The following is a 22,070-nucleotide window of genomic DNA, read 5'->3' as shown; positions in this document are numbered from 1 at the left end:
TGACAGTTAAAGTACCTAGTGGTCTTCACGATGGCAAGTGGCGCGCCTATAGTTTTCGGCAACCTGCACGGAAACTCCAAGGCTTGCCGACATGCGCCGTTTTCTCCCTGACCAGTTCACGCTCATCCTGATCGCCACGGTGGTCTTTGCCAGCTTTTTCCCGGCAGTGGGCAAGGGCGCGGCGTTCATGACCGTGGCCAGCAATGTGGCGATTTCCCTGTTGTTCTTCCTGCACGGGGCGCGCCTGTCCACGGATGCCATCGTGGCGGGCGTAAAGGACGTGCGCCTGCACGCGTTGATCCTGGCGTGTACCTTTCTGCTCTTTCCCGCGCTAGGCCTGGGATTGCGGGCGCTGTTTCCCGGACTGTTGACGCCGTCGCTATGGCTGGGCGTGCTGTTCGTCTGCACCTTGTCTTCCACGGTGCAATCGTCGATCGCCTTCACGTCCATGGCGCGCGGCAATGTTCCGGGCGCGATCTGCGCGGCCACTGCGTCGAACCTGCTGGGCACCGTGTTGACGCCGTTGTTGGTGGCGGTGCTGCTGCATCGCCAGGGCGGCGGGCATGGGCTGGCCGATGCCGGCCGCATTCTCCTGCAATTGCTGCTGCCGTTCGCGGTGGGCAGTTTGCTGCGGCCCTGGATCGGCGCCTGGGCCCAGCGCAACAACCGCACGTTGTCCAAAGTGGACCGCAGCTCCATTCTGCTGGCCGTCTATACCGCGTTCAGCGAGGCGGTGGCGCAGGGCATCTGGCACGCATTTCCGGCCATCGACCTGGCTTCCATGGTTTTGGTGAACGCCTTGCTGCTGGGCACGGTGCTGCTGGTTACGACCTGGGGCAGCCGCAAGCTGGGGCTGTCCAAGGAAAACGAGATCACGCTGGTCTTCTGCGGTTCGAAGAAGTCGCTGGCTTCTGGGATTCCGCTGGCCACGGTGCTGTTCGGCACGTCGCAGATGGGGGTGGTGGTGTTGCCGCTGATGATCTTCCACCAGATGCAGTTGATGGTTTGCGCGGTGCTGGCCCGCCGCTACGCGGAGCGGCAGGCGCCGTCCGAAACCGCCGTGGCCCGGGCCTGAACCCGACGCCAGCGTAAGGATTCCGGCATGCGACGAACCTGCGGGACGGCGCAAGGTGCCCGGGGGCGGACGGCGTTCGGAGGCGCTGGTTCCTACGAAAGACCGGCGGCCGCGTCGTCCTGCGGGCGGATTTTTCCGGCGGGCTGCCAGTAAACGGTGCCGTCGCGTTCCTCGACCGCCAGGACGGTCAGGCGGCCGTTTTTACAGGGGCCGCCCACGCACAGGCCGGTGTCCGGCTGATAGGTCGCCCCGTGGCGCGCGCACATGATCAGGTCGCCGGCGCGGGTAAAGAAGCTGCCTTCCCAGTCCAGTTCGACGCCGACGTGGGCGCAACGGTTCAGGTAGCCATGCACGCGGTCCTGGTAGCGCACGAAAAAGGCCGTGGTGCGGCCTGCGCCGTCGGACACGGGAATTTTCACGCCCAGGCCGCCATTGGCCAGATCGGACGATGCGCAGACGCGGACGGCTGGGAGGGGGGCTGAATCCTGCATGGTAGGCCTGGAAATCAAAGTGAGGGATGTTCGGACAGGGCGGCTGGGCTTGTCAATCCGGCGCGCCGGCCTGCGCGCCATCCTGTTGGCGGGCCCACATCCCGGCGTATACGCCGCCGCGCGCCAGCAATTGCGGATGGCGGCCGCGTTCGACGATGCGGCCATCGGCCAGCACGATGATCTCATCCGCATCCGCCACGGTGGACAGGCGGTGCGCGATGATCAGGGTGCTGCGGCCCTGGCTGACTTCGCGCAGGTTTGCCTGGATTTCGCGTTCCGTATGCGTGTCCAGCGCGCTGGTGGCTTCGTCGAACAGGAAGATCGCCGGGTTCTTCAAGATGGTGCGGGCGATCGCCACGCGCTGCTTTTCGCCGCCGGACAGTTTCAGTCCGCGTTCGCCGACCATGGTCTGGTAGCCGTCCGGCATGGTCATGATCAGGTCGTGAATGTGCGCCAGGCGCGCGGCAGCCTGGATCTCCGCTTCGGTGGCGCCGGGGCGGCCATAGCCGATGTTGTAGAGAATGGTGTCGTTGAACAGCACGGTGTCTTGGGGCACGACGCCAATCGCCGCCCGCAGGCTGGCCTGCGTCACGTCGCGCACGTCCTGGCCATCGATGAGGATTGCGCCGCCATCGGCATCATAGAAGCGGAACAGCAGGCGCGCGATGGTCGATTTGCCCGCGCCGGAGGTGCCCACGACGGCTACGGTCCTGCCGGCCGGGATGGTGAAGCTGACTCCTTTCAGGATGGGGCGGCGCGCGTCATAGCCGAAACGCACGTTGCGGAATTCCACCTCGCCGCCCGCCACACGCAGAGGCAGGGCGTCCGGGCGGTCCGCCACTTCGCGGTCCTGCCCCAGCAGTTCGAACATGCGCTCCATGTCGATGATGGCCTGCTTGATCTCGCGATAGACGAAGCCGAAGAAGCTCAGCGGCTGGTACAGCTGCAGCAGATAGGTGTTGACCAGGACGAAGTCCCCCAGCGTGTAGCGGCCCTCGGCGATGCCTGTGGCCGCCATCCACATGACCAGCGTGAGACCCACGGAGATGATGGCCGCCTGGCCGATATTCAGGATGGACAGGCTGACCTGGCTGCGCACGGCGGCGCGCTCGTAGCGGGTAAGCGAGGCATTGTAGCGGCGCGCCTCGTGCTCTTCGTTGCCGAAGTATTTGACCGTTTCGTAGTTCAGCAGGCTCTCGATCGCCTTGGTGTTGGCCTCGGAGTCGGTTTCGTTCATCTGGCGCCGGAACTTGGCGCGCCATTCGGTGACGAGCAGCGTGTACACGATGTACAGCGTGACGGTCGCGCCGGTGGCCAGCGCCAGCCAGATGTCGAACATCTTCCACAGCACGATGCAGACCAGCCCGATCTCGAAAAAGGTCGGCAGGATGCTGAAGAGCAGGAACGACAGCAGGGTCTGGATGCCCTTGGTGCCGCGCTCGATGGCGCGGTTCAGGCCGCCGGTCTGGCGCGCCAGGTGAAAGCGCAGAGCCAGCGCATGCAGGTGGCGAAAGACCTGCAGGCCGACCGCGCGAATGGCGTGCTGCCCGACACGGGCGAAGATGGCGTCGCGCAATTCCGAGAACAGCAGCGAGAGCACCCGGGCGGTGCCGTAGGCCAGGATCAGGCCGAGCGGCACCGTGACGGTTCCCGGCGTGCCTTTGCCCAGCTCGTCGATGGCTTGCTTGTACAGCAGGGGCACGTAGACCAGTGCCCCCTTGGCCGCGAACAGGCACAGGAGAGCCGCGACCACGCGCGTCTTCAGGCCCGTCTCGCCTGGTGGCCAGAGGTACGGAAGCAGGGTGCGTAACGTGGAGAAACCACCGCGGCCTTGCGGCCGCGTGTCAGAAGCATTCATAGTCAGTGCCGGGAGGGGGATGCATCGGCCGGCAGGCCGTCGGAAGCGCATTATCGGCCACGGGCGGCATTTCCGCCGGGAGGCCGCGCCAGGGGCGGAAATGCCCGCTGTGGCGCGGGACATTCAAGGAATTGGCGGCTCTGGGGGTATTATCGGCCTCACGGCCCCTGGGATGTGTAGACCTCTCCCGGGGGTTTTCAATCCGGCATAGCGACTCGGGCGCAGCCTGACGGGCCCGTTTTTTACTGTCTCAACCAAGGATAGAGCCTGGCTGCCCCTTGGTTGCGCGACCCGGCGCATGTTCGCCGCGCGGGCGTCGCGTTGCAAGCTACGGAGGGTCTTATGGCGAAGGTACCCGCAGTGAAGTTGAACGACGGCAGCAAGATTCCCCAGCTGGGCCTGGGCGTCTGGCAAGTGCCGAACGATCAGGCGGCCGCAAGCGTGAAAGAGGCGTTGGCGGCGGGCTACCGCTCGGTGGACACCGCGGCCATCTATGGCAATGAGGCTGGCGTGGGCGCGGGGTTGCGCGCGGCCGGCGTGGCGCGCAAGGATCTGTTCATCACGACCAAGCTCTGGAATGACAGGCATGGCTACGACGAGGCCCACAAGGCCATGGACGAGAGCCTGGAAAAACTGGGCCTGGCCTATGTGGACCTGTACTTGATCCATTGGCCGGTGGCCGGCAGCACGAAGTTCGTGGACGCCTGGAAGGCGATGATCGAAATGAAGGAAGACGGCCGCGCGCGCTCGATCGGCGTGTCCAATTTCACCCAGGCCAACCTGGAACGGCTGATCGATGCCTCCGGCGTCACGCCCTCGGTCAATCAGGTCGAGCTGCATCCCGGCTTCACCCAGCGCGCGCTGCGGGCCTTCCATGCCAGGCACGGCATCGCGACGGAGTCCTGGAGCCCCCTGGCCCAGGGCGGGGTCGCCAAGGACAAGGTCATCCTGGAGCTGGCGAAGAAATACGGCAAATCGGCTGCCCAGGTGACGCTGCGCTGGCATTTGCAGAGCGATCTGATCGTGATTCCGAAGTCGGTGACGCCGGCCCGCATCCGCGAGAACATCGACGTGTTCGATTTCGAGCTGTCGGCGGCGGACATGGCCGCCATCGATGGCATCAAGGAAGGCGCGCGCCTGGGGCCGGACCCCGAGACGTTCGGCAAGTAAGGCCAGGCCTAGGCACGGGGCGCAGCGGTCAAGCCTGGCGCTTCAGCGGGAACACCCAGTAGCGCACGATGACCACCAGCAGGATGGCCAGGGCGGTCCAGGATGCCCAGTGCCAGCCCCCCGTGCCCAGCAGGGCGGCCAGCAGGCCGAACGCGCTGAGCACGCCCAGCAGGATAGGCGCGCCCCACACAAACATGAAACCACGGGCCGTCTTGCTCATGCGGGAGTCCTTTTCGGGAGGGCGGCGGCCTGGTGCTTGCGCACGAGTTCGGCAATGCGCGCCTCGGTGGCGCGGCGGCGCGCCAGCCAGAGATATAGCCCGCTGACCAGCACGATGATGGTGATGACATCCAGCAGCGCCCAGATGATCTTCAGCGGCATGCCGGCGTAGTCGCCAAAGTGCAAGGGGCGCGACAGTTCCAGCGCGGTCAGGTACCACGGCATTTTGGCCACGGTGGTCAGCTCGCCCGTCTTGCCGTCCACCAGGACCGGCGTGTTCAGGCGCGACGTCAGCGGCGAGTCGCCGCGCATCCAGGTGATGTAGTGATGGGGGCTGCCGAAGGCGTTGCCGGGGAAGGCGATGAACGACACTTCATTGCCGGGCATGGCCTTGCGGGCGGTATCGGCGGCGCCCTGGGCCGAGGCCAGCTCGGTGGGCACGTTCTGGCCCTTGTAGGGTTCCAGGATGCGCACCAGTTCAGTGGACTGCCACAGGCGGAACAGCGGGGTGGAGAGTTCGTTGATCACGCCCGTGACGCCCACCACGAAGGCCCAGACCAGCGTCACGATGCCCAGCAGATTGTGCAGGTCCAGCCACTTCAGGCGGGTGGAACGGCTGGCGCGCACCGTGCCGAACTCCAGCTTCTTCATGAAGGGGCCGTAGAGCACGACACCGGAGACGATCGCCACGCAAAACAGCAGCCCCATGAAGCCCAGGAACAGCTCGCCGGGCAGCCCTGCGAACAGGTCCACGTGCAACGCCAGCATGATGCCCATGAAGGAAAACTTGTCTTGCGTGTATAGCGGGCCGTCCAGCAGCACGTCGCCCGTGCGCGCGTCCATGCGCACGGCGTGACCGGACACCTGGCCGTCTCCGGGCGTCTTGGCCATCCCCACATAGACCTGCGGTTCGTCGGGATCGAAGAACAGATAGTCGATGACTTCGCCCGGATACATCGCGCGGGCGCTGTCGACCAGCTTGTCCAGGTTGGCGCGCGGGGTCGACGCGGGCACGTCCGACAGCGGCTTGGCATCGTCGAGCCAGTGCTCGATCTCGTGGTGAAAAACCAGCGGCAAGCCGGTAAGACAGATGATCAGCAGGAAGATCGTGCAGACCAGGCTGGTCCATTTATGGACCAGATACCAGGTTTTGATGGTGGACGCGGCAGTCATGGGGGGCGGGCCCTTGCAGGCGCGGGTTGGAGAAAGCTGAATATTATCGCGAATAATATCGATTCTCGTAACCAAATTTTGACCATGGGACGGCAAGGGTGGGACGGTGAGACGGCTTGAAAGCGGGTTAAAAAGGGGGATCAAGCATCAACCCTGCAGCAGTCCCGGATCATCATGGAGCAGCGTTTTCTCAAAGTCCCGCGCAACGAGCTAGGCCGCGATTTCGCGGTGGGCGATCTGCACGGCCATTTTTCCCGCCTGGAGGAAAGCCTGGGCCAACTGGGTTTCGATCCGGCCACGGACCGTCTGTTTTCCGTGGGAGACCTGGTGGACCGCGGCCCGGAGAGCGAGGCCGCGCTGGAGTGGCTCGCCCGGCCCTGGTTTTACGCGGTCCAGGGCAATCACGAGGACTACGCCATCCGCCACGTGCGCACCGGGCAGGTGGACGTGGACAACTGGCGCGGCTATGGCGGCGGCTGGTTCCTGGATCTGCCCTCGGAACGCCAGAAGGTCTTTGCTGAGGCCTTCGCGCAATTACCCATCGCCATCGAAGTTGAAACCCTGGACGGCGCGGTGGGGCTGTTGCACGCGGATTGCCCGGTGCTGTTCTGGCCGCGGCTGGAGTCCGCGCTGCAGGACCGCTACCGGCGCACCAGCGCCGCCTGCCAGTGGTCGCGCGACCGTCTGCGGCAGATGGACCGCACCGGCATCCGGGGCGTGAGGGCGGTGGTGGCCGGGCATACGCCGGTTCCGGCGCCGTTGGTGCTGGGCAACGTCTACCACATCGATACCGAAGGCTGGAAATCCGGCTACTTCACCTTCCTGGATCTGGAGTCCCTGCAAGCTTGGCCGCGCGAGGTCGTGACCGAACTCGCGGAGCAGGAATAGCTCAGGCGTGGCCCCGGCGCCTGGCGCCGGGGGGCGGGCGCGATCAGAGCGGCCGGGCGGCTACCGGTCCGGCGCCGCTGACGGCGCTGGCGCGCGCGGGAGTGTCGGCGTCCACGCGAGGAACCGGAATGGGCGGGATGACCGGCGCATTGCCGGCCGGCGCGCCGGACGCCGATGGCACGGGGACCGGCAGGGCCAAGGGGGGCTGGCCAGGACCGCCTTGGGGCGCCGAGCCGCCGGGCGGCAAGGGCTTGACCGAGGTGTCCACGCCATCCGTGGAGCGGTTGTTGTTCAGGAAGTCCGTCAGCGCGTCGCCCGAGGAGAGGTCCAGCGAGGCCACGGCCTGGCCCGGCGGGAATTCCGAGAAATAGTATTCGCCGTTGTCCACGATCAGGCCGTCAGGCCGTGGCGCGGGCTTTGCTTCCGGGATGCCTTTTAGGGCCGGTTGCATATAGTCCAGCCAGGTGCTCAAGGCCAGGCCGCTGCCGAATTCGTTGGTGCCCAGCGACTTGGGCTGGTCAAAGCCCATCCAGACCGTGGTGGCGAGGCTGGGCGTGAAACCCGAGAACCAGACGTCCACGGCCTCGTTGGTGGTGCCGGTCTTGCCGCCGATGTCATTGCGCTTGAGCACCTGGTGCGCGCGCGCGGCGGTGCCGCTGACCGTGACGCCGCGCAGGATGTCGTCCATGACCCAGGCGGTGCGGGGATCGATGGCGCGTGCCTGGGCGTCGCCGGCCACCACCGGTTGCGCCTGCATCAGCACATTGCCCGAACGGTCGGTGACGCGGTCCACCAGGTAGGGAGTGACGCGGTAGCCGCCGTTGGCAAACACGCTGTAGCCATTGACCACCTGAAGGGGCGTGGCGCCGCCCGCGCCCAGCGCCAGCGGCAGCACGGCCGGCCAGCGCGCCTTGTCGAAACCGAACCGGGTCAGGTAGTCCTGCGCGTATTGCGGCGAAATGGCCTGCAGGATGCGGATCGACACCATGTTCTTGGAGCGCATGAGGCCCTGGCGCAGGGTCAGCATGGGCTCGTATTTGTTGCCGTCGTTCTTGGGCTGCCACGCTTTGGAGCCGGTCTGCTCCGCCGTCAGCATGAAGGGCTGGTCCGAAATCTGCGTGGCCGGGGTCAGGCCGCGCTCCAGCGCCGCGGCGTAGACGAAGGGCTTGATGTTCGAGCCGGGCTGGCGCCAGGCTTGCGTTACCCGGTTGAAGCCGCCGCGGTTGTAATCGAAGCCGCCGATCATGGCGCGGATGGCGCCGTCCTGCGGCACCATGGAAACCAGCGCCGCCTGCAGCGTCGGCATGTTGATGATTTCCCAGTTGTCGCCATTCTTGTGGATGTAGACCACCGAGCCTCGGCGCAGGCGCTGGCTGTCGCTGGCCTTGGGATTGAGCGCGCGCGCCACGACCGCCAATGCCTTTTTGTCGCTGATCGTGATGATGTCGCGGGCGCTGCGCGCCAGCGTTACTTCGGTGGGGCTGGCGGCCAGCACGACGGCGGCCAGCAGGTCTTCGCTGTCAGGCGTTTTTTCCTGCACGCCATCCAGGATCTCATCCAGTGCGGCCGCGTCCTTTTCGACGCCGTCGGGCAGGTCGATCTGATCTTCCGGGCCGGGATATACCGCGCGGCGGGTGTAGTTCAGGACGCCGTCGCGCACGGCGCGATAGGCCGCTTCCTGGTCCTTGGAATCGATGGTGGTGTAGACGTCGATGCCCTTGGAATAGGTTTCTTCCTGGAACACGCCATACATGAGCTGGCGCGCGAGTTCGGCGGGGTAGTCGCCATGGATCGCAAAGCCACGCGCGCTGGCGCCGTCCGCGCCGCGGATGGTCAGGCGCTGCTTGAGCGCTTCATCGGTCTGTTCGGGCGTGAGGTAACCCAGTGTTTTCATGCGGCCCAGCACGTAGTGCTGACGGATCTCGGCGCGCGGGAAATTGGTGATGGGGTTGAAACGTGACGGGGCCTTGGGGATGCCGGCTAGCATGGCGGCTTCCGCGGGCGTGACTTCGGACAGGGGCTTGCCCAGATAGGTGCGCGAGGCGGCCGCGAAACCATAGGCGCGGTGGCCCAGGTAGATCTGGTTCATGTAGAGCTCGAGGATCTGGTCCTTGGTGAGCTCGGATTCGATCTTGAAGGTCAGCAGCAGCTCGTAGAACTTGCGCGAATAGGTCTTCTCGGACGACAGGTAAAAGTTGCGCGCCACCTGCATCGTGATCGTGCTGCCGCCCTGGCTTTTGGAGCCCTTGACGATGTTGGTCAGCACGGCACGCGCCACGCCCATCCAGTCGACGCCGCCATGGCTGTAGAAGCGGTCGTCCTCGGCCGCCAGCACCGCCTGGCGCATCACGGGCGGGATTTCGTCAAAGCGCAGCACATTGCGGTGTTCTTCGCCGTATTCGCCAATCAGTACCTTGTCCGCCGTATAGATGCGCAGCGGCACCCGCGGCCGGTAGTCGGTCATCGCGTGCAGGTCGGGCAGGCTGGGCCACGCCAGGGCCAGCGCAAGGCCGAGCAGGACGGCGCCGCACACGGCGGCGCCAGCGGCGGCCACGCCTGCCTTGATCAGGAGTAGTTTCCAGGGGAGGCCCGGTTTGCCGCCCGGGGTGGCGGAGGATTGCTGGGGGGTGCTCATTGCAGGCGATTCTAGGGCAGAACGCTATAGACCGCCCAGGGAGCAATAAGGTTTCGGTAACCAAACTTGCCCGGGGGGCGGAGCCAGCGGACGCGGGGGAAATTCAGGGACGGGCTCTAGCATACGCCGGGGGCGGCTTTGTTGCGCCACCGCCGCTCCCGCGCGCCGAGAAATGTATTGCGCGCCGTGACAAACGGCAAGTCCGGTTGCAGGCGTCAGCGGGCCGTCAGCGGGCCCCGTCCGGTTCAGCCGGCGGTCGCAGGGCGCAGGTAATGCTGCGGCGGCGCGCCCAGCGCACGGTGGAACATGGCCGAAAAGGCGCTGGTGCTGCGATACCCCAGGTCGGAGGCAATGCGCGCAACCGGCGCGCCTTGGGACAGCCGGCACACGGCCTCGGCCAGCCGTACCTGCTGCACCCACTGTCGGTAGTTCAGCCCCAGTTCCGCCTGGAACAGCCGGATCAGCGTGCGCGCGCTGGCGCCGACTTCGCTGCCCCAGTCCTCAATGCCACGTTGCAAGCCGGGAGCATCCAGGATGGCCGCGCAGATGGTCTGCAGGCGGCGGTCGCGCGGCCAGGGAATTTGCAGCGGCGCGACGCGCGCCGCGGCCAGTTCGGACAGGAGCAGGGCGGCGATCTGCTCCGCGCGGCCCCCCAGCGGGTAGTCGATGGGTTCGGCGGTCAGCGCCAGGATCAGTTCGCGCAGCAGGCCGCTGACCTCGACCACCTGGCATTGCGGCCAGTAGTCTCGGGCGGTTTCGGCTTCGAGGTAGAGCGAGCGCATGGATACGGCGCCCACCATGTCCACGCCATGCGGCACGCCCGCCGGCACCCACAGCGCGCGCAGCGGCGGCAGGGCCCAGAAGCCGCTGGGGGTCGTCACGCGCATGATGCCCTCCACCGCGTAGACCAGCTGGGCGCGAGGATGGGAATGGGTGCCGGTCCGGGTGCCGGGCGGGAATTCCTTGGCCATGGCCGTCACCACGCGCGGCCGGTGCTGGTAGTCCTGCGGATTGATGCTGCGGGCGGGGTCGGGCAAAAGGAGTCGTGCGGGCATACGTGTCACTTCCGGCGTAAGGATGAGCAAGGGGCGGCTGAAGTGTAATTTCCGTATTTTGTCACTTACGCGACGGAAATTGGCAGATCGATCCCAACCCCGATTCCTACACTGGCTACAGGTCCCGGCACGGTGCCGGGCGTGCCCTTATCCCTATACCGCGTCCCGCAACCCATGAATCCACCCCAGAACCCCGCCGCCGGCATTGCCGATGCCGATACGGCTGCACCGCCAGCCGCCTCCTCGGATCCGTCCACCGCCTTCAAGGTGCTGGGCGCGATCAGCGTGGCGCATCTGATGAACGACATGATCCAGTCGATCCTGTTGGCCATCTATCCCATGTTGAAGGACTCTTTCAGCCTGTCGTTCGCGCAGATTGGGCTGATCACGCTGGTCTACCAGCTGGCGGCGTCGCTCTTGCAGCCCTTCATCGGCTTCTACACGGACCGCAATCCCAAACCGTACTCGCTGCCGGTGGGCATGGGCTTCACCCTGGTGGGATTGCTCCTGCTTTCCATGGCGCCGTCGTTCGGCTGGCTGTTGGTGGCCGCGGTCCTGGTGGGCACGGGCTCCTCGGTGTTCCATCCGGAGTCATCGCGCGTGGCGCGCATGGCGTCGGGCGGGCGCCACGGCCTGGCGCAATCGCTGTTCCAGGTGGGAGGCAACGTGGGGTCGGCGCTTGGGCCCTTGCTGGCCGCGCTCTTCATCATTCCGCACGGGCAGCGCAGCGTGGCGTGGTTTTCCCTGGCCGCGCTGTTCGGCATTGTCGTGCTGACCGGTATCGGGCGCTGGTACAGCGCCAACCGCGTGCGGCTCAAGCCGCGCGCGCGGCGCGAGGGCGCAGGCCATGGGCTGTCGCGTAACCAGGTGCTGGGCGCGCTGGCGGTGCTGGGCGTGCTGGTGTTCTCCAAGTACTTCTATCTGGCCAGCCTGAACAGCTACTTCACTTTCTACCTGATCGATAAATTTGCGCTGTCGGTACGCGAGGCGCAGCTCTATCTGTTCCTGTTCCTGGCCGCCGTGGCGGTGGGCACGGTGGTGGGCGGCCCGGTCGGCGACCGCATCGGCCGCAAGATCGTGATCTGGGTGTCCATACTGGGCGTGGCGCCGTTTACGCTGCTGTTGCCCTACATGAACCTGTTCTGGACGGGCGTGCTGGTGGTGATCATCGGCATGGTGCTGGCCTCGGCATTCTCGGCCATCGTGGTCTACGCGCAGGAGCTGGTGCCAGGCAAGGTGGGGATGATCGCCGGCCTGTTCTTCGGCTTTGCCTTCGGTATGGGAGGGGTGGGCGCCGCGGCGCTGGGCAAGCTGGCCGATGCGACGAGCATAGGCTATGTGTACCAGGTCTGCGCCTATCTGCCCTTGCTGGGCGTGGTGGCGATCCTGCTGCCCGACGTGGAGAAGGCGCGCCGCTGATGGCCGCGCTGGATCGGTAGCCCCTGCGCACCCCCGGGGAACCGGGGCCTTGCCTGGGCCCTGGCTTCCCGGCAAACGCGGGTGTCAGCCTGTCCGCACGGCGCTCAGGTGGGGCTGGCCGGTTTCGATGCCGGTGATGTCCCCGGCAGCGCCATGGTGGATGATGCAGGTGCGCGCCGACCTCAGCTGCGTCAGCTGGGCCGGCGTGATCGCGAAGCTGGCCGCCAGGCGGCGGTCGCTCAGCGGTTTGATTGGCTTGCGGCGGTCCTTGCCGGCGAATTTGCGGTGGTTGTAGATGGCCCAGGCGACCAACACACCGGCATTGACCAGCGCCAGCACGGCGTATCCCCAGAGCGTGTTCACGGTGGGCAGGAACACCGGCCACAGCGAGGCGTCGGGACCGCCCGCGGCGGCGCGCAGTATGGCCAGGATCCCGGAGCCAAAGAGATAGACGAAGGCAAACCAGCCGATGGCGGTCAGGACCAGGTCGAACAGGTAGCCTGCGCGGGAACGTTGCGTGGTGATGATCATGAGCTTGCGTCCGGAGATTTGATGCCCCGGTCAGGGCTGGTCCAGCGCGCGCGCCGGGCCTGCTTGCGGAGCATGACTTTGGGAAAGCTGACCAGGGTGGTGAACAGGCTCACCATCCAGAAGGCCAGCGGATACCAGATGACCCAGTACAACGAACGGGCCAGGCCGGGCTCGTAGCGGCGGTCGATCAGGATGCTGACGACGAACTGCAGCAGGCAGACGACCGCCAGCATCATGCCGGTGAAGGCGGGCGGCATCAGGCTGGCAATCTGCATATTGTTGGGCAGCGCGACTACCTGGCTGATGGCCCACAGCAGCACCGATACGCCGAAGGCGAAGGCCCAGGCCGTGGACAGGCAGAACTCCGCCATCAGCGGCCACAGGCGGCGATGGCGCCAGATCCAGATGGAACGCAGGTTTTTCAGAAAGACTTCGGCGCCGCCCTGGGCCCAGCGCAGCCGCTGCTTCCATAGCCCGCGCAGGGTTTCCGGCATCAGGATCCAGCACAGCCCGCGGGGTTCATAGAAGATGGACCAGTGATCGCGCTGCAGCTTCCAGCTGATGTCGATATCTTCGGTGATCATGTCCAGGCTCCAGTAGCCCACCCGGTCCAGCGCCGCGCGCCGGAACGCGGCGACCACCCCGGACACGGTAAACACCTGGCCATAGACACGCTGCGTGCGCTTGATAAGGCCGATGATCGAAGAGAACTCGCCGACCTGGATCCGCCCGATCAAGGTGGAGCGGGTGCGGATGCGTGGGTTGCCCGTCACGGCGCCGACGCGCGGGTTGTCGATCAGCGGGGCCACCAGGTAGGCGGCCGCGTCCGGATCCAGCATGGCGTCGCCATCGATGCAGACCAGGTATTCGCTGCGCGCGGCCATGGCGCCCATGCGCAGTGCCATCGCCTTGCCCTGGTTCTGCGCCAGGTGCACCACGCGCAGCCGCGGATGGGCGGCTGCCATGCGGTCCAGCATCTCGGCGGTGCCGTCGCTGGAGCCGTCGTTGATGGCGATAACCTCAATGTGCGGGTAGTTCTGGCCCAACGCGGCCAGCAGCGTCTCTTCGCCGTTGTCGGCTTCGTTGTAGCAGGGCACAAGAATGGACACCAGCGGATTGCCGGCCAGGGCCGGCGGCTGGCTGTCCTTGCCCCATTTCCAGTGGCGCTCCCAATGCCACCAGAAGTAAATGCCGCCAGCCATCCACATGCCGGACATGAACAGCGGGTAGAAGAACACGAAGCCCAGGAGCGCCTCACCGGTCAGCATCAGCGTGAAACCGAAGGGCGCGCCAAGCACCGCGCAGAGAATCAGCAGGGCAATCAGTCGGTCTATCATCGGATGGGGTACCAGGCTTCGGAGATGGCGGGCCGGATGCCTTGCAACCGGGGCTGGTCTTGCGAGAAGTCGTCGGGGTAGTAGCCGAAGCTGCGCGAGCCACGCAGTTGCAGCCGCTTCATCCAGCCGGCGAGCACGGCCGTGTCGACCGGGGTTGCCTCGGGGCGGCCGGGGCCGGTGCGCCAGTCGCGCGCCTGCAGCTCGAACACCGTCTTGTCCAGCGCGCCGGGGCGTTTCGCGACGGTATCGACCAGCTTGTCCAGCCAGGCGTTTTCCTTGCCAGGGGGCACGTTCTCCATCAGCGGCATCGCCATGGGCGCGGTCCAGTCGTAAGCGCCGAGGAAGTCGTCCAGGTTCTGGGCGAACCAGGTCTCGCTGCCGGGATTCAGGATGGGTTCTGCAAAGATATTGCGGGCCGTCTTGATCTGCGGACCGCGCACCGCCCGCACCCGTTGCGTGAGCTCGGCCGTGAAGTCCACCAGCGCGCGGCTCTTGAAGCGCGTCCAGCGCTGCAGGGTGTCGGGATCCGCGCGCAGCTCGGCGATGCTGCCTGGCAAACCGGCGGCCCGGTAGGCAGCCAGCGCGCCTGGACTGGCGTCTTCATAGTCGGACAGCAGCGCGTCGTCGTGGAACAGGATGCCGTCGAAGATCGCGTAGCGGGCCAGGTCCTCGTACAGATCGCCGATGCGCGCGCGCACGGTGGCGTCGAACGGCGACAAGCGGCGGTACTGGTCGGGGTCCGGGGCCGGCTGCGCCTGATCGTCGGTCCAGCGCGTGACGCGGGGCAGGGCGGGTTCCAGGTCGAAGGACAGCACAGGCATCCAGGCATAGACCATCACGTTGGCGCGGTTGTGCAACTGCCACGCGGCGCGGTTGAACAGGTCGGCCCGGGTGGGCAGCCAGCGGTTGGGGAAGTAGACCGATTTCACCAGCCCGTCGCCCTCGGGGTCCGAGTAGGCCTGCAGAAACACCGTGTTGATCTGCATGTCCAGGATGCGCTGCACCAGTTCGCCCAGGTTGCGGTCCGTCTGGGCCGGATCCGGGTCGTAGACATAGTCCAGGTCCACGTGCGCGACACGCATGAAGGGCTGGGCTTCCATGCCGACCACGCTGTTGGCGAAGGGCTTGAGCGTCGGGTCGCTCGCCAGCAGCAGACGCGGCGTGGACATCAGGCGGCCGACGCGGCCGGCGCCATCTTCCAGCGTCAGGGCGAGTTGATAGCCATGCTCGGCAGTGATACGCAGGGTGGATCCGCCTTCGGCGCCGTAGGGCCAGACCCACACTCGCGGCTTCTTGCCGGTGGCGCGGCGGATCTTCTCGGTGATGGCGGCGACGTCGCCGCCCATGCGGGCATTGAACTGCGCTTCGGTCTCGTAGCGCCGGGTCTGCGCGTCATAGGCGCGGATGGCAGCGGCAGGCTCGGTATTGCCCTGGGGGTTGGCCAGCGCGCCGTAGTGCGAGGCATTGGTGTGCGCGGCAATTTCCACCAGCCCCGACCGCGAGATTTCGCGGATCTCGTCCCAGTTCAGGAAACGCTTGCGGTCTTCGGGGCTGCCGCCGAAGTCCACGCGCTGGTTGGCGGGGGTGTCCATCCAGACGCCCACGGGCGCCAGCAGGGCAGGCCATTGATAGGCTTTCAGGATAGGCAGCACGCGCGTATAGAAGCTGCGGTAGCCGTCGTCGAAGGACAGCAGGACGGCGCGATCGGGCAGCGCTTTGCCGCCCTGGCGCGCGGCCAGGATCTGGTCCACGGTCACCGCCTGGTAGCCGTTGGCGCGCAGCCAGGCCAGTTGCTCGGCCAGGCGGTCGGTGCGCACGCTCAGGAACGCCTGGTCGGGGTCGTCGTCTTCCACGTCGTGGTAGGCCAGGGCGAGGAATTGGCCCTGGACCCAGGGTTGCTCCGCGGCAGCAAGCGGACGCTCGCCCGGCGGGGTATAGACCGGGATGTCCTTGGCGCAAGCAGTCAGCGCCAGGATCGCAAGCAGCAACAGGCCGGCGAGAATCAGGCGGGTATGGGTTTTAAGCATCATGGTGTTGACTCGGTGCCGGGTTCAGAAGCGGTACGTCAGGTCGAACGCGATGCGCAGTTCGCGTTCGCGCTCGCCGTCGTACGGGCGGCTGGTGCCGGTGATCATGGCGCCCATGTCCAGGACGTCGTTGGCGCGGTAACGCTGGCCGTAGCCCAGCGCGATCACGCCGCCGGTGCCATAGCCCTGCTGGGTGTAGGTGCCCGCGCCCAGGGTGCCGATCTGTTCCCACGCGGTTTCGTAGCGGCGGTACAGCGTGTGGGTCAGGCGCACGCCGGGCAGCAGCATCAGGTCCGAGCGCGGGTTGAAGTAAGGCACGTTGCTGTCGTGGCTGTTGCGCTGCGTCGAGGCCTCGAACTCCAGATCCGCGAGCAGGTGCGGGGCGGTGTAGACGCGCTCGCGTCCCGCCAGGCCCAGCGCCCAGCGGTTGTTGCCGTCGCTGAAGTGCGAGGGCGACAACGCCAACGTCCACTCGCGGCGTTCATTGGCGCGCCAACGCACGAAAGCCGACAGGCTGTTGGACGAAATGCCACTGGTCAGGGCCCGCAGCGGGGTTTCGCGCGACATGATTTCGCCCGAGCCGCCAACCTGCCAATGGTCGTCCACGTCGTAGGCGACCGAAAGGCGGGCGCCGGGCTTCACGCCATGGCCGTAGTCGTGAGTGGAGACCTCGCCTTCCACCGTGAGGTCGCGTCCGCGCCATTCCACGCCGGTGCGCAGCCAGCGGTAGTTGCCGCGGCCTTCCTCGAAGTCGCCGGCGGCATAGCCGCCGCCGCCGAAGACCCGCCAGTTGTAGTCCAGCGGAGCGGAATAGAGCACGGCGTCGATGCCGAAATCGCCGCTGCCATTGACCGGGCTGTCCGAGGCCAGCCCGCGATAGCCGTTGATGCGCAGCTCGGCTTTGTTGTGGACTTCCCACTCACGGGCCAGGCGGCGGCTGGTCAGGTTCTCGGGCGAGCGGGCCATGGTGTCTTGCGACAGTGCTTCCGCCTGGCGCCACTCCTGCAAATCCAGGGCGGTGAAGCCCTGGCCGTTCTCCACGCCCAGACTGCGCGGCGCCAAGGTTTCGGCCATCTTCAGTTCGACTTCCGAAGCGCGGGGAAGGGAGCGGGCGCGGTAGACGGTCGCCAGGTCGCTGCGCAGGCCGGAGTTGTTGGGCGCGTTGGCGACCATGTCCTCGAGGCGCTGCTGGGCGGCGACGGTGTCGTTGGCCTGCAGGCGGGCCGAAGCCAGGGTCTGCCGGCTTTCCAGGTTCAGATCGTTGGGCATGCGCGTGGACTGGCCCTTGTAGTAGAGCCAGGGGGCATAGCCCGATTCGACGTCGTCGGTCACCGCGCCGGTCTCGCTGAACTGTTCGCCCTCGGCCAGCGAGTAGTACAGGCCGGTCTCCGTCGCCAGGCGCTGTTCGGCGTCGTCGCCGCGCAGCGCGTCGTCGGCGGCGACCTGGCGGTAGATGTCGCGGGCGCGTTCGGGTTGGCGCAGATACAGATAGGCCGAGGCCACGTCGTTCAGGGCGTAGCGCGGCACGCTCACGCCCTCGGCCAGCAAGGTTTCATACTCGCGGACCAGATCGGCCATAAGCACCCGGACGTGGAGCGCGTGCAGGCGGTCGATACGGGCGCGCAGCGCGTCGGCCTGGCCGCCTTCCTGTTGTTGCCAGGCGGGGATCAGTTCGGCGTAGCGGGCCAACGCCTGGTCGGCCAGCACGAATCGTTCGGCTTCCGAGCGCGTGGGCATGGCCGCCAACCGCACCTGCTGGGCCAGCGCGTCGGCTTCGAAGCCGCGCATTTGGCCAGCGTCGAACAAGTCCTGGTGGCGGCGCGCCAGTTCCAGCGCCACGTCCGCCATGCGCGCGCGCTGCAAGGCGTGGATGTACTCGCGCACCACGTAAGGCGTGCCGGGCGCGGCGTCCAGGGCGAGGTCGGCCTGATGCAGCGCTTCGTAAGGTTCGCCTTGGCGGGCATGGACATAGCTCAAAGCCAGCCGTGCATCCACATCGCGGGGGTGGCGCTTGAGCCAGCGCGCGGCCGCCTCGCGCGCTTCAGGATAGCGGCCCGCGTCGGCGAGCGTCATGATCTCGCCGGCTTGGAAGGCGGATTGCCCGGGATGGCGCTGCGCTCCCGCCTGGAAGGCGGCCAGCGCCTCGGGCCAGCGCTGCAGGTCGCGGTAGGCGCGTGCCACGGCGAGCTGGATGTCGGCGGGCAGCGCCGCGCCGCGGGGCAACTGTTCGTAGGCGGTGATGGCTTCGGCGGGATTGCCGGCCCAGCCCGCGATGATGATGTGGTCGTAGATGGCGCGTTTGCCGCCATTCTGGCCCTGCTGGCGCAGCATGGCCAGGGCGGGTTCGTAGTCGCCGGCGCGCGCTCGCGCGATCAAGGCGTCATAGTCGTTGCCGGGGCCCGCCAACGCCATGGCGGGAGCCAGGATGGCGCAGGCCGCCAGCAAGCTCAGTCTCGGCCCAACGGCACCCGGGGGTGTCGATCCTCTGTTTTGCATCTGTATTACTTCCGCAGTTGCGACTCGGGGGCGTTCCTGGTCCGGCGGGCCGTGGGCATGCCTTTTTTCGGCGCGAGCCGAGGCGACGCGCAGCACAAAGGCGCCGGCGGCACGGGTAGGAACACTTTTTGGTTAGGACTGCGCGGCGCCCGCTGCGGGGACCTTCGCACTCGCGCGATGGGAGTGCATGGCTAGTACGCGCCACGCCCGTAGGGCGCGATTGCGGCGCTCTTTGCGGCACCGTCAATGGGCCAAATTATAAGTGTGTTAACTGTCAGTCAACTGTCAATTAGTGCAAAGGGCTGTGGCGCAAGGCCCGCCTTGGCGTATTCTTCGTCGCTTGCCGCGCAATCGTCTTGGCGCGGGCAGTAGAGGTTCAGGGCGAAACGGCGTGCGGCGACGGACGGGCGCCAGGTTGTGCCTGTCTGTCGCCGCGCGGGTAACAAAAAGCGTCAGGGATGCTGGGATGTAACCGGTCCAGGCGCGTGAACCCAGTGCAACAGCAATGAACAGCGACGGCGGGCGTCCGCGGGGCGCAAGCCGGCAAACACCATGACGACTTCTCTTTTCTTTCTGATGTGGGGCCTGGCCACGGCTCTGGCGTTGCCCTTGCTGGCGCCGTTTCGTGCCCGCGACGTCGGCGGCATCCGGGAATTCATCATGGGCAATGCGTTGGCGGTGCTGTCGCTGCTGGCCTACGCGTCCTCGCACTTCCTGCCGCCCGGCGTCTACGTGATGGTATCGAACACCGCCTGGGTGTGCGCGATCGGCCTGGTGTATACCGGGGTGCGGAAGTTCTTCGGGCTGCGACCGCTGGCGCGGCGTACGGCCGTGCTGGGCGCGCTCTGCATCGTGGCGTTCGCGCTCATGCAGTATCTGGTCGATGACTTGCGCGGACGCATGCTGCTCTTGTCCGCCTATACATTCGGGGCCATGGTGGCGACGGGCCTGGTGTTCTTCCGCGAGCGCAAGCGGATCCAGACGCGCGGCGTGATGCTGTACCTGATGCTGGCCAGCTTCAGCCTCGCCGCGCTGCACGCCTTGCGTGTATTGGTCTATACCGTAGGCGGCCAGGCGCCTTCCTCGATGCTTGACCCGACCCCGTGGGGCCTGTTTTTCATCGTTTGTGGAACCGTGACGGTGCCCGGACTGTTCCTCGCGCTGCTGTTGCTGATCCAGACCAGCCTGTCCGAGCAGATGCAGGCAGCGCTGACCTTCGACGGCCTGACGCGCGCCTATTCGCGCCGCAGCATCCTGGATGAACTGGCGCGTGAACTGCAACGCTGCAAGCGCGCGAACGGCAGGCTGGCCGTGCTGGTGCTGGACATCGACCATTTCAAGTCCGTCAACGACCGTTACGGCCATGCGGTCGGCGATGCGGCCTTGCGCCATTTCGCCCAGGTGGTCCAGCGGGCGGTGCGGGCCAGCGACCGCTTCGGCAGGCTGGGGGGCGAGGAATTCGTGCTGTTGATGTATGACTGCGACCCGGCGCGGGCGCTGGTGCAGGCCCAGCGTGTGTGCGACGCCTTGCGCGATACGCCCTTCCATGCGCAAGGGCGCGAGCTGCGGATGACCACCAGTGGCGGCCTGGCTTCGTATCAGCCGGGAGACAGCGTGGAGGGCATCCTGGCCCGTGCCGACGATGCGCTGTACCGCGCCAAGGAACAGGGTCGCGACCGCGTGGAGATGGCCTGGATCGGCCGCGCGGCGGGCCGGCCGCAGGAACGCGGTCCGGCCGTGCTGGAGGAGCAGGTCAGGGCTTGAGGTGTTCGGTCAGGAATTTCTCCATGGCTTCGTAGAACTCGAACTTGTTCTCGTCGTTGTGAAAACCATGGCCCTCGTTGTCCTTGACCATGTATTCGACCTCCACGCCGCGCGCGCGCAACGCCTTGACCATCTGGTCGCTTTCGTCCTTGTTCACGCGCGGATCCTTGGCGCCCTGGGCCACGAATAGCGGCGTCGTGATCTTGTCCGCGTGCAGCGCCGGCGAGGTGGCGGCCAGGCGCTCGCGGTCGCGTTCGGGATCGCCCACCATGTCGTACATCTTGTCCAGCATGGGTTTCCAGTACGGCGGAATGGACTTCATGAACGTGAACAGGTTGGACACGCCCACGTAATCGACCGCGGCGGCGTAGAGGTTGGGGGTGAACGCCACGCCCGCCAGCGTGGCGTAGCCGCCGTAGCTGGCGCCATAGATGCCGATGCGCTTCGGGTCGGCGATGCCCTGGCCGATCAGCCACTGCACGCCGTCGGTGATGTCGTCCTGCATCTTCAGGCCCCATTGGCCGAAGCTGGCTTCCCAGAAAGCGCGGCCATAGCCGGTGGATCCGCGGAAGTTCATCTGCAGCACGCAGAAGCCGCGGTTGGCCAGGAACTGCACTTCGGGGTTGTAGCCCCAGCCGTCGCGCGCCCAGGGACCGCCATGCGGGTTCACGATGCAAGGCAGGTTCCTGGCTTCGCGGCCGGCGGGCAAGGTCAGGTAGCCGTGGATGGTCAGGCCGTCACGGGCCTGGTAGCTGATGGGCTGCACGCGCGACATGTCCGCTTCCGGGATGGCGGGGTTGATGTCGGCCAGCTTGGTCAGCGTGTCGGCGGCGGCGTCGTAGATGTAGCGCGAGCCGGCCGTGCGGTCGTTGTAGGCGGCGACGATGAACTTGTCTTCGTCGCGGTTGGAGCCCTGGATGGCGAAGTCGTAGCCGGTCAGCTTGGCCGACAGCTTCTTGAAGAGCGTTTCGGTCTGGTTGTCGAAGAATTTGTATTGCGGTTTGTCGGTCTGGTAGGCGGCCACCGTCAGCACGCGGCGCTTGCGCGAGTAACCCGCCGAGTCCAGGTCGACCGTCTCGGGCGTGAAGATTTCTTCTTCGGCTTCGGGCTTGGCGGGGTCGATGACCACCAGCGAAAGCTTGTCGCGACCGCGGTTGGAGAGGGCGTAGAACTTCTTGTCGTCGAAGGTGAAGAACGCCGGGCTCACGTTGGTGCGGTAATCGGTGGTGATGAGCGGACGGAATTCGGATGACTCGTTGTCGCGGTAGAGCAGGGTGGTGTTCAGGCCGTCGCTGGTGACGGCGGCGCGCACCTTGCCGGCATGGTCGGTCTGCCAGCCGACAATGTTGCCCGGGTTCTGCGCCACCAGCACGGCGGCGCCCGTGTGCACATTGACCCGATAGACGTCGAAGACCTCGGGGTTGCGCTGGTTATGGCTGATGAGGACGTGGTCGGGATCGTCTTCCAGGTCGTCTTCGATGCCGGCGCGCACGCCGTCATAAGGGGTCAGGTCGGTGATCTTGCCGGTCTTGGCGTTGACGGCCAGCACGTGGAAGTTTTCGTCGCCGCCGAAATCCTTCTGGTAGAGCACCACGTCGGCGCCTTTCCAGAAGAAGTTGCTGATGTCGCGCGCGGTTTCGCTGGTCAGCTGCCGGGGCTCTCCCACCGGCGTGCTGCCCTGCAAGGGCTGCACATAGATGTTCATGCGCGCGGGGTTGCCGTCCACGCTGGTGGGCTGCATGAAGCCCAGCGTCCGGCCGTCGTCGGCCAGGCGGAAGAAGCCCCGTTCGGGGTTGCGGAAGAAATCCTTGAGGGGATAGGCGCGCGGCGTTTGCGCGGCGCTGGCGCCCAGCGATACGCCGATGATGCTGGCGGCCAGGACGGTGCGCTTGAGGAATGAAAACAAGGGAGGACCTCCGAGGTTGCCGCGGC

16 protein-coding genes are annotated in these 22,070 nt (G+C 66.4%); 5 read left to right on the top strand and 11 right to left on the bottom strand.

Features of this window, described 5'->3' with window-relative positions:
* Positions 1-91 precede the first annotated feature (91 nt).
* The gene (locus VCS63_RS27680; RefSeq protein WP_063640450.1) at positions 92-1,075 is read left to right on the top strand and encodes a bile acid:sodium symporter family protein; all 984 of its coding nucleotides are present in this window, start codon (positions 92-94) and stop codon (positions 1,073-1,075) included.
* A 92-nt stretch (positions 1,076-1,167) separates the two neighbouring features.
* On the opposite strand, the gene VCS63_RS27675 is transcribed toward VCS63_RS27680, so the two are convergent.
* Positions 1,168-1,566 (bottom strand): Rieske (2Fe-2S) protein, encoded by a 399-nt coding sequence (locus VCS63_RS27675; protein WP_042793002.1) that lies wholly within the window; start codon positions 1,564-1,566, stop codon positions 1,168-1,170.
* Between the two features lie 52 nt (positions 1,567-1,618).
* The gene (locus VCS63_RS27670; RefSeq protein WP_323881635.1) at positions 1,619-3,424 is read right to left on the bottom strand and encodes an ABC transporter ATP-binding protein/permease; all 1,806 of its coding nucleotides are present in this window, start codon (positions 3,422-3,424) and stop codon (positions 1,619-1,621) included.
* Between the two features lie 342 nt (positions 3,425-3,766).
* On the opposite strand from VCS63_RS27670, the gene VCS63_RS27665 reads away from it, so the two are divergent.
* Entirely contained in the window at positions 3,767-4,594 is an 828-nt protein-coding gene (locus tag VCS63_RS27665) for an aldo/keto reductase (RefSeq protein ID WP_063640447.1), read from the top strand.
* 28 nt (positions 4,595-4,622) lie between these two features.
* On the opposite strand, the gene VCS63_RS27660 is transcribed toward VCS63_RS27665, so the two are convergent.
* Together VCS63_RS27660 and VCS63_RS27655 are read right to left on the bottom strand one after the other, a co-directional pair.
* Entirely contained in the window at positions 4,623-4,814 is a 192-nt protein-coding gene (locus VCS63_RS27660; protein WP_149064848.1) for a hypothetical protein, read from the bottom strand.
* Entirely contained in the window at positions 4,811-5,986 is a 1,176-nt protein-coding gene (locus VCS63_RS27655; RefSeq protein WP_042793005.1) for a PepSY-associated TM helix domain-containing protein, read from the bottom strand. Before VCS63_RS27655 ends, VCS63_RS27660 begins: the two co-directional genes overlap by 4 nt.
* Positions 5,987-6,160: 174 nt before the next feature.
* Between VCS63_RS27655 and VCS63_RS27650 the strand changes: the two genes are divergently transcribed.
* Positions 6,161-6,874 carry a metallophosphoesterase gene (locus VCS63_RS27650; protein ID WP_042793006.1) on the top strand — a complete coding sequence of 238 codons (714 nt, stop codon included), beginning with the start codon at positions 6,161-6,163 and terminating at the stop codon, positions 6,872-6,874.
* 43 nt (positions 6,875-6,917) lie between these two features.
* Here VCS63_RS27650 and VCS63_RS27645 read toward each other — a convergent pair whose 3' ends face one another.
* On the bottom strand, positions 6,918-9,509 hold the full coding sequence (locus tag VCS63_RS27645; protein WP_323881632.1) for a PBP1A family penicillin-binding protein: 2,592 nt from the start codon (positions 9,507-9,509) through the stop codon (positions 6,918-6,920).
* A gap of 245 nt (positions 9,510-9,754) precedes the next feature.
* Positions 9,755-10,564 carry an AraC family transcriptional regulator gene (locus VCS63_RS27640; RefSeq protein WP_238913915.1) on the bottom strand — a complete coding sequence of 270 codons (810 nt, stop codon included), beginning with the start codon at positions 10,562-10,564 and terminating at the stop codon, positions 9,755-9,757.
* Positions 10,565-10,738: 174 nt separating this feature from the next.
* Here VCS63_RS27640 and VCS63_RS27635 point away from each other — a divergent pair, with 174 nt between their 5' ends.
* Entirely contained in the window at positions 10,739-11,983 is a 1,245-nt protein-coding gene (locus VCS63_RS27635; protein ID WP_112965299.1) for an MFS transporter, read from the top strand.
* An 84-nt stretch (positions 11,984-12,067) separates the two neighbouring features.
* Here VCS63_RS27635 and pgaD read toward each other — a convergent pair whose 3' ends face one another.
* From pgaD to pgaA, 4 genes are read right to left on the bottom strand one after another with little or no spacing between them, the layout of a single operon-like run.
* Positions 12,068-12,514 (bottom strand): poly-beta-1,6-N-acetyl-D-glucosamine biosynthesis protein PgaD, encoded by a 447-nt coding sequence (pgaD, locus tag VCS63_RS27630; RefSeq protein ID WP_063959523.1) that lies wholly within the window; start codon positions 12,512-12,514, stop codon positions 12,068-12,070.
* Complete coding sequence (gene pgaC / locus VCS63_RS27625; protein ID WP_063640442.1) at positions 12,511-13,851, bottom strand: poly-beta-1,6-N-acetyl-D-glucosamine synthase; 1,341 nt, start codon at positions 13,849-13,851, stop codon at positions 12,511-12,513. The genes pgaD and pgaC overlap by 4 nt, the downstream gene beginning before the upstream one ends.
* Complete coding sequence (pgaB, locus tag VCS63_RS27620; RefSeq protein ID WP_323881630.1) at positions 13,848-15,881, bottom strand: poly-beta-1,6-N-acetyl-D-glucosamine N-deacetylase PgaB; 2,034 nt, start codon at positions 15,879-15,881, stop codon at positions 13,848-13,850. The genes pgaC and pgaB overlap by 4 nt, the downstream gene beginning before the upstream one ends.
* Before the next feature lie 21 nt (positions 15,882-15,902).
* On the bottom strand, positions 15,903-18,374 hold the full coding sequence (pgaA, locus tag VCS63_RS27615; protein ID WP_323881628.1) for a poly-beta-1,6 N-acetyl-D-glucosamine export porin PgaA: 2,472 nt from the start codon (positions 18,372-18,374) through the stop codon (positions 15,903-15,905).
* Positions 18,375-18,926: 552 nt separating this feature from the next.
* On the opposite strand from pgaA, the gene VCS63_RS27610 reads away from it, so the two are divergent.
* The gene (locus VCS63_RS27610; protein WP_063640439.1) at positions 18,927-20,138 is read left to right on the top strand and encodes a GGDEF domain-containing protein; all 1,212 of its coding nucleotides are present in this window, start codon (positions 18,927-18,929) and stop codon (positions 20,136-20,138) included.
* Here the strand turns inward: VCS63_RS27610 and VCS63_RS27605 are convergent.
* Positions 20,128-22,044 carry an alpha/beta hydrolase family protein gene (locus VCS63_RS27605; protein ID WP_323881626.1) on the bottom strand — a complete coding sequence of 639 codons (1,917 nt, stop codon included), beginning with the start codon at positions 22,042-22,044 and terminating at the stop codon, positions 20,128-20,130. The genes VCS63_RS27610 and VCS63_RS27605 overlap by 11 nt on opposite strands.
* Between the last annotated feature and the right edge of the window lie 26 nt (positions 22,045-22,070).

Source organism: Achromobacter sp. D10 (assembly GCF_035282245.1).
GTDB lineage: Bacteria > Pseudomonadota > Gammaproteobacteria > Burkholderiales > Burkholderiaceae_B > Achromobacter > Achromobacter insolitus.
The sequence above is the reverse complement of the archived record's forward strand: the minus strand, read 5'-3'. Positions and strand labels throughout refer to the sequence as shown.

What these genes read in the sequence shown, in the direction of transcription:
- VCS63_RS27660 (WP_149064848.1), bottom strand. Translation starts at nt 4,814, where the DNA reads ATGAGCAAGACGGCCCGTGGTTTCATGTTTGTGTGGGGCGCGCCTATC.
- pgaB (WP_323881630.1), bottom strand. Translation starts at nt 15,881, where the DNA reads ATGATGCTTAAAACCCATACCCGCCTGATTCTCGCCGGCCTGTTGCTG.
- VCS63_RS27635 (WP_112965299.1), top strand. Translation starts at nt 10,739, where the DNA reads ATGAATCCACCCCAGAACCCCGCCGCCGGCATTGCCGATGCCGATACG.
- VCS63_RS27680 (WP_063640450.1), top strand. Translation starts at nt 92, where the DNA reads ATGCGCCGTTTTCTCCCTGACCAGTTCACGCTCATCCTGATCGCCACG.
- pgaD (WP_063959523.1), bottom strand. Translation starts at nt 12,514, where the DNA reads ATGATCATCACCACGCAACGTTCCCGCGCAGGCTACCTGTTCGACCTG.
- pgaA (WP_323881628.1), bottom strand. Translation starts at nt 18,374, where the DNA reads ATGCAAAACAGAGGATCGACACCCCCGGGTGCCGTTGGGCCGAGACTG.
- VCS63_RS27655 (WP_042793005.1), bottom strand. Translation starts at nt 5,986, where the DNA reads ATGACTGCCGCGTCCACCATCAAAACCTGGTATCTGGTCCATAAATGG.
- VCS63_RS27640 (WP_238913915.1), bottom strand. Translation starts at nt 10,564, where the DNA reads ATGCCCGCACGACTCCTTTTGCCCGACCCCGCCCGCAGCATCAATCCG.
- VCS63_RS27610 (WP_063640439.1), top strand. Translation starts at nt 18,927, where the DNA reads ATGACGACTTCTCTTTTCTTTCTGATGTGGGGCCTGGCCACGGCTCTG.
- VCS63_RS27665 (WP_063640447.1), top strand. Translation starts at nt 3,767, where the DNA reads ATGGCGAAGGTACCCGCAGTGAAGTTGAACGACGGCAGCAAGATTCCC.
- VCS63_RS27675 (WP_042793002.1), bottom strand. Translation starts at nt 1,566, where the DNA reads ATGCAGGATTCAGCCCCCCTCCCAGCCGTCCGCGTCTGCGCATCGTCC.
- pgaC (WP_063640442.1), bottom strand. Translation starts at nt 13,851, where the DNA reads ATGATAGACCGACTGATTGCCCTGCTGATTCTCTGCGCGGTGCTTGGC.
- VCS63_RS27645 (WP_323881632.1), bottom strand. Translation starts at nt 9,509, where the DNA reads ATGAGCACCCCCCAGCAATCCTCCGCCACCCCGGGCGGCAAACCGGGC.
- VCS63_RS27650 (WP_042793006.1), top strand. Translation starts at nt 6,161, where the DNA reads ATGGAGCAGCGTTTTCTCAAAGTCCCGCGCAACGAGCTAGGCCGCGAT.
- VCS63_RS27670 (WP_323881635.1), bottom strand. Translation starts at nt 3,424, where the DNA reads ATGAATGCTTCTGACACGCGGCCGCAAGGCCGCGGTGGTTTCTCCACG.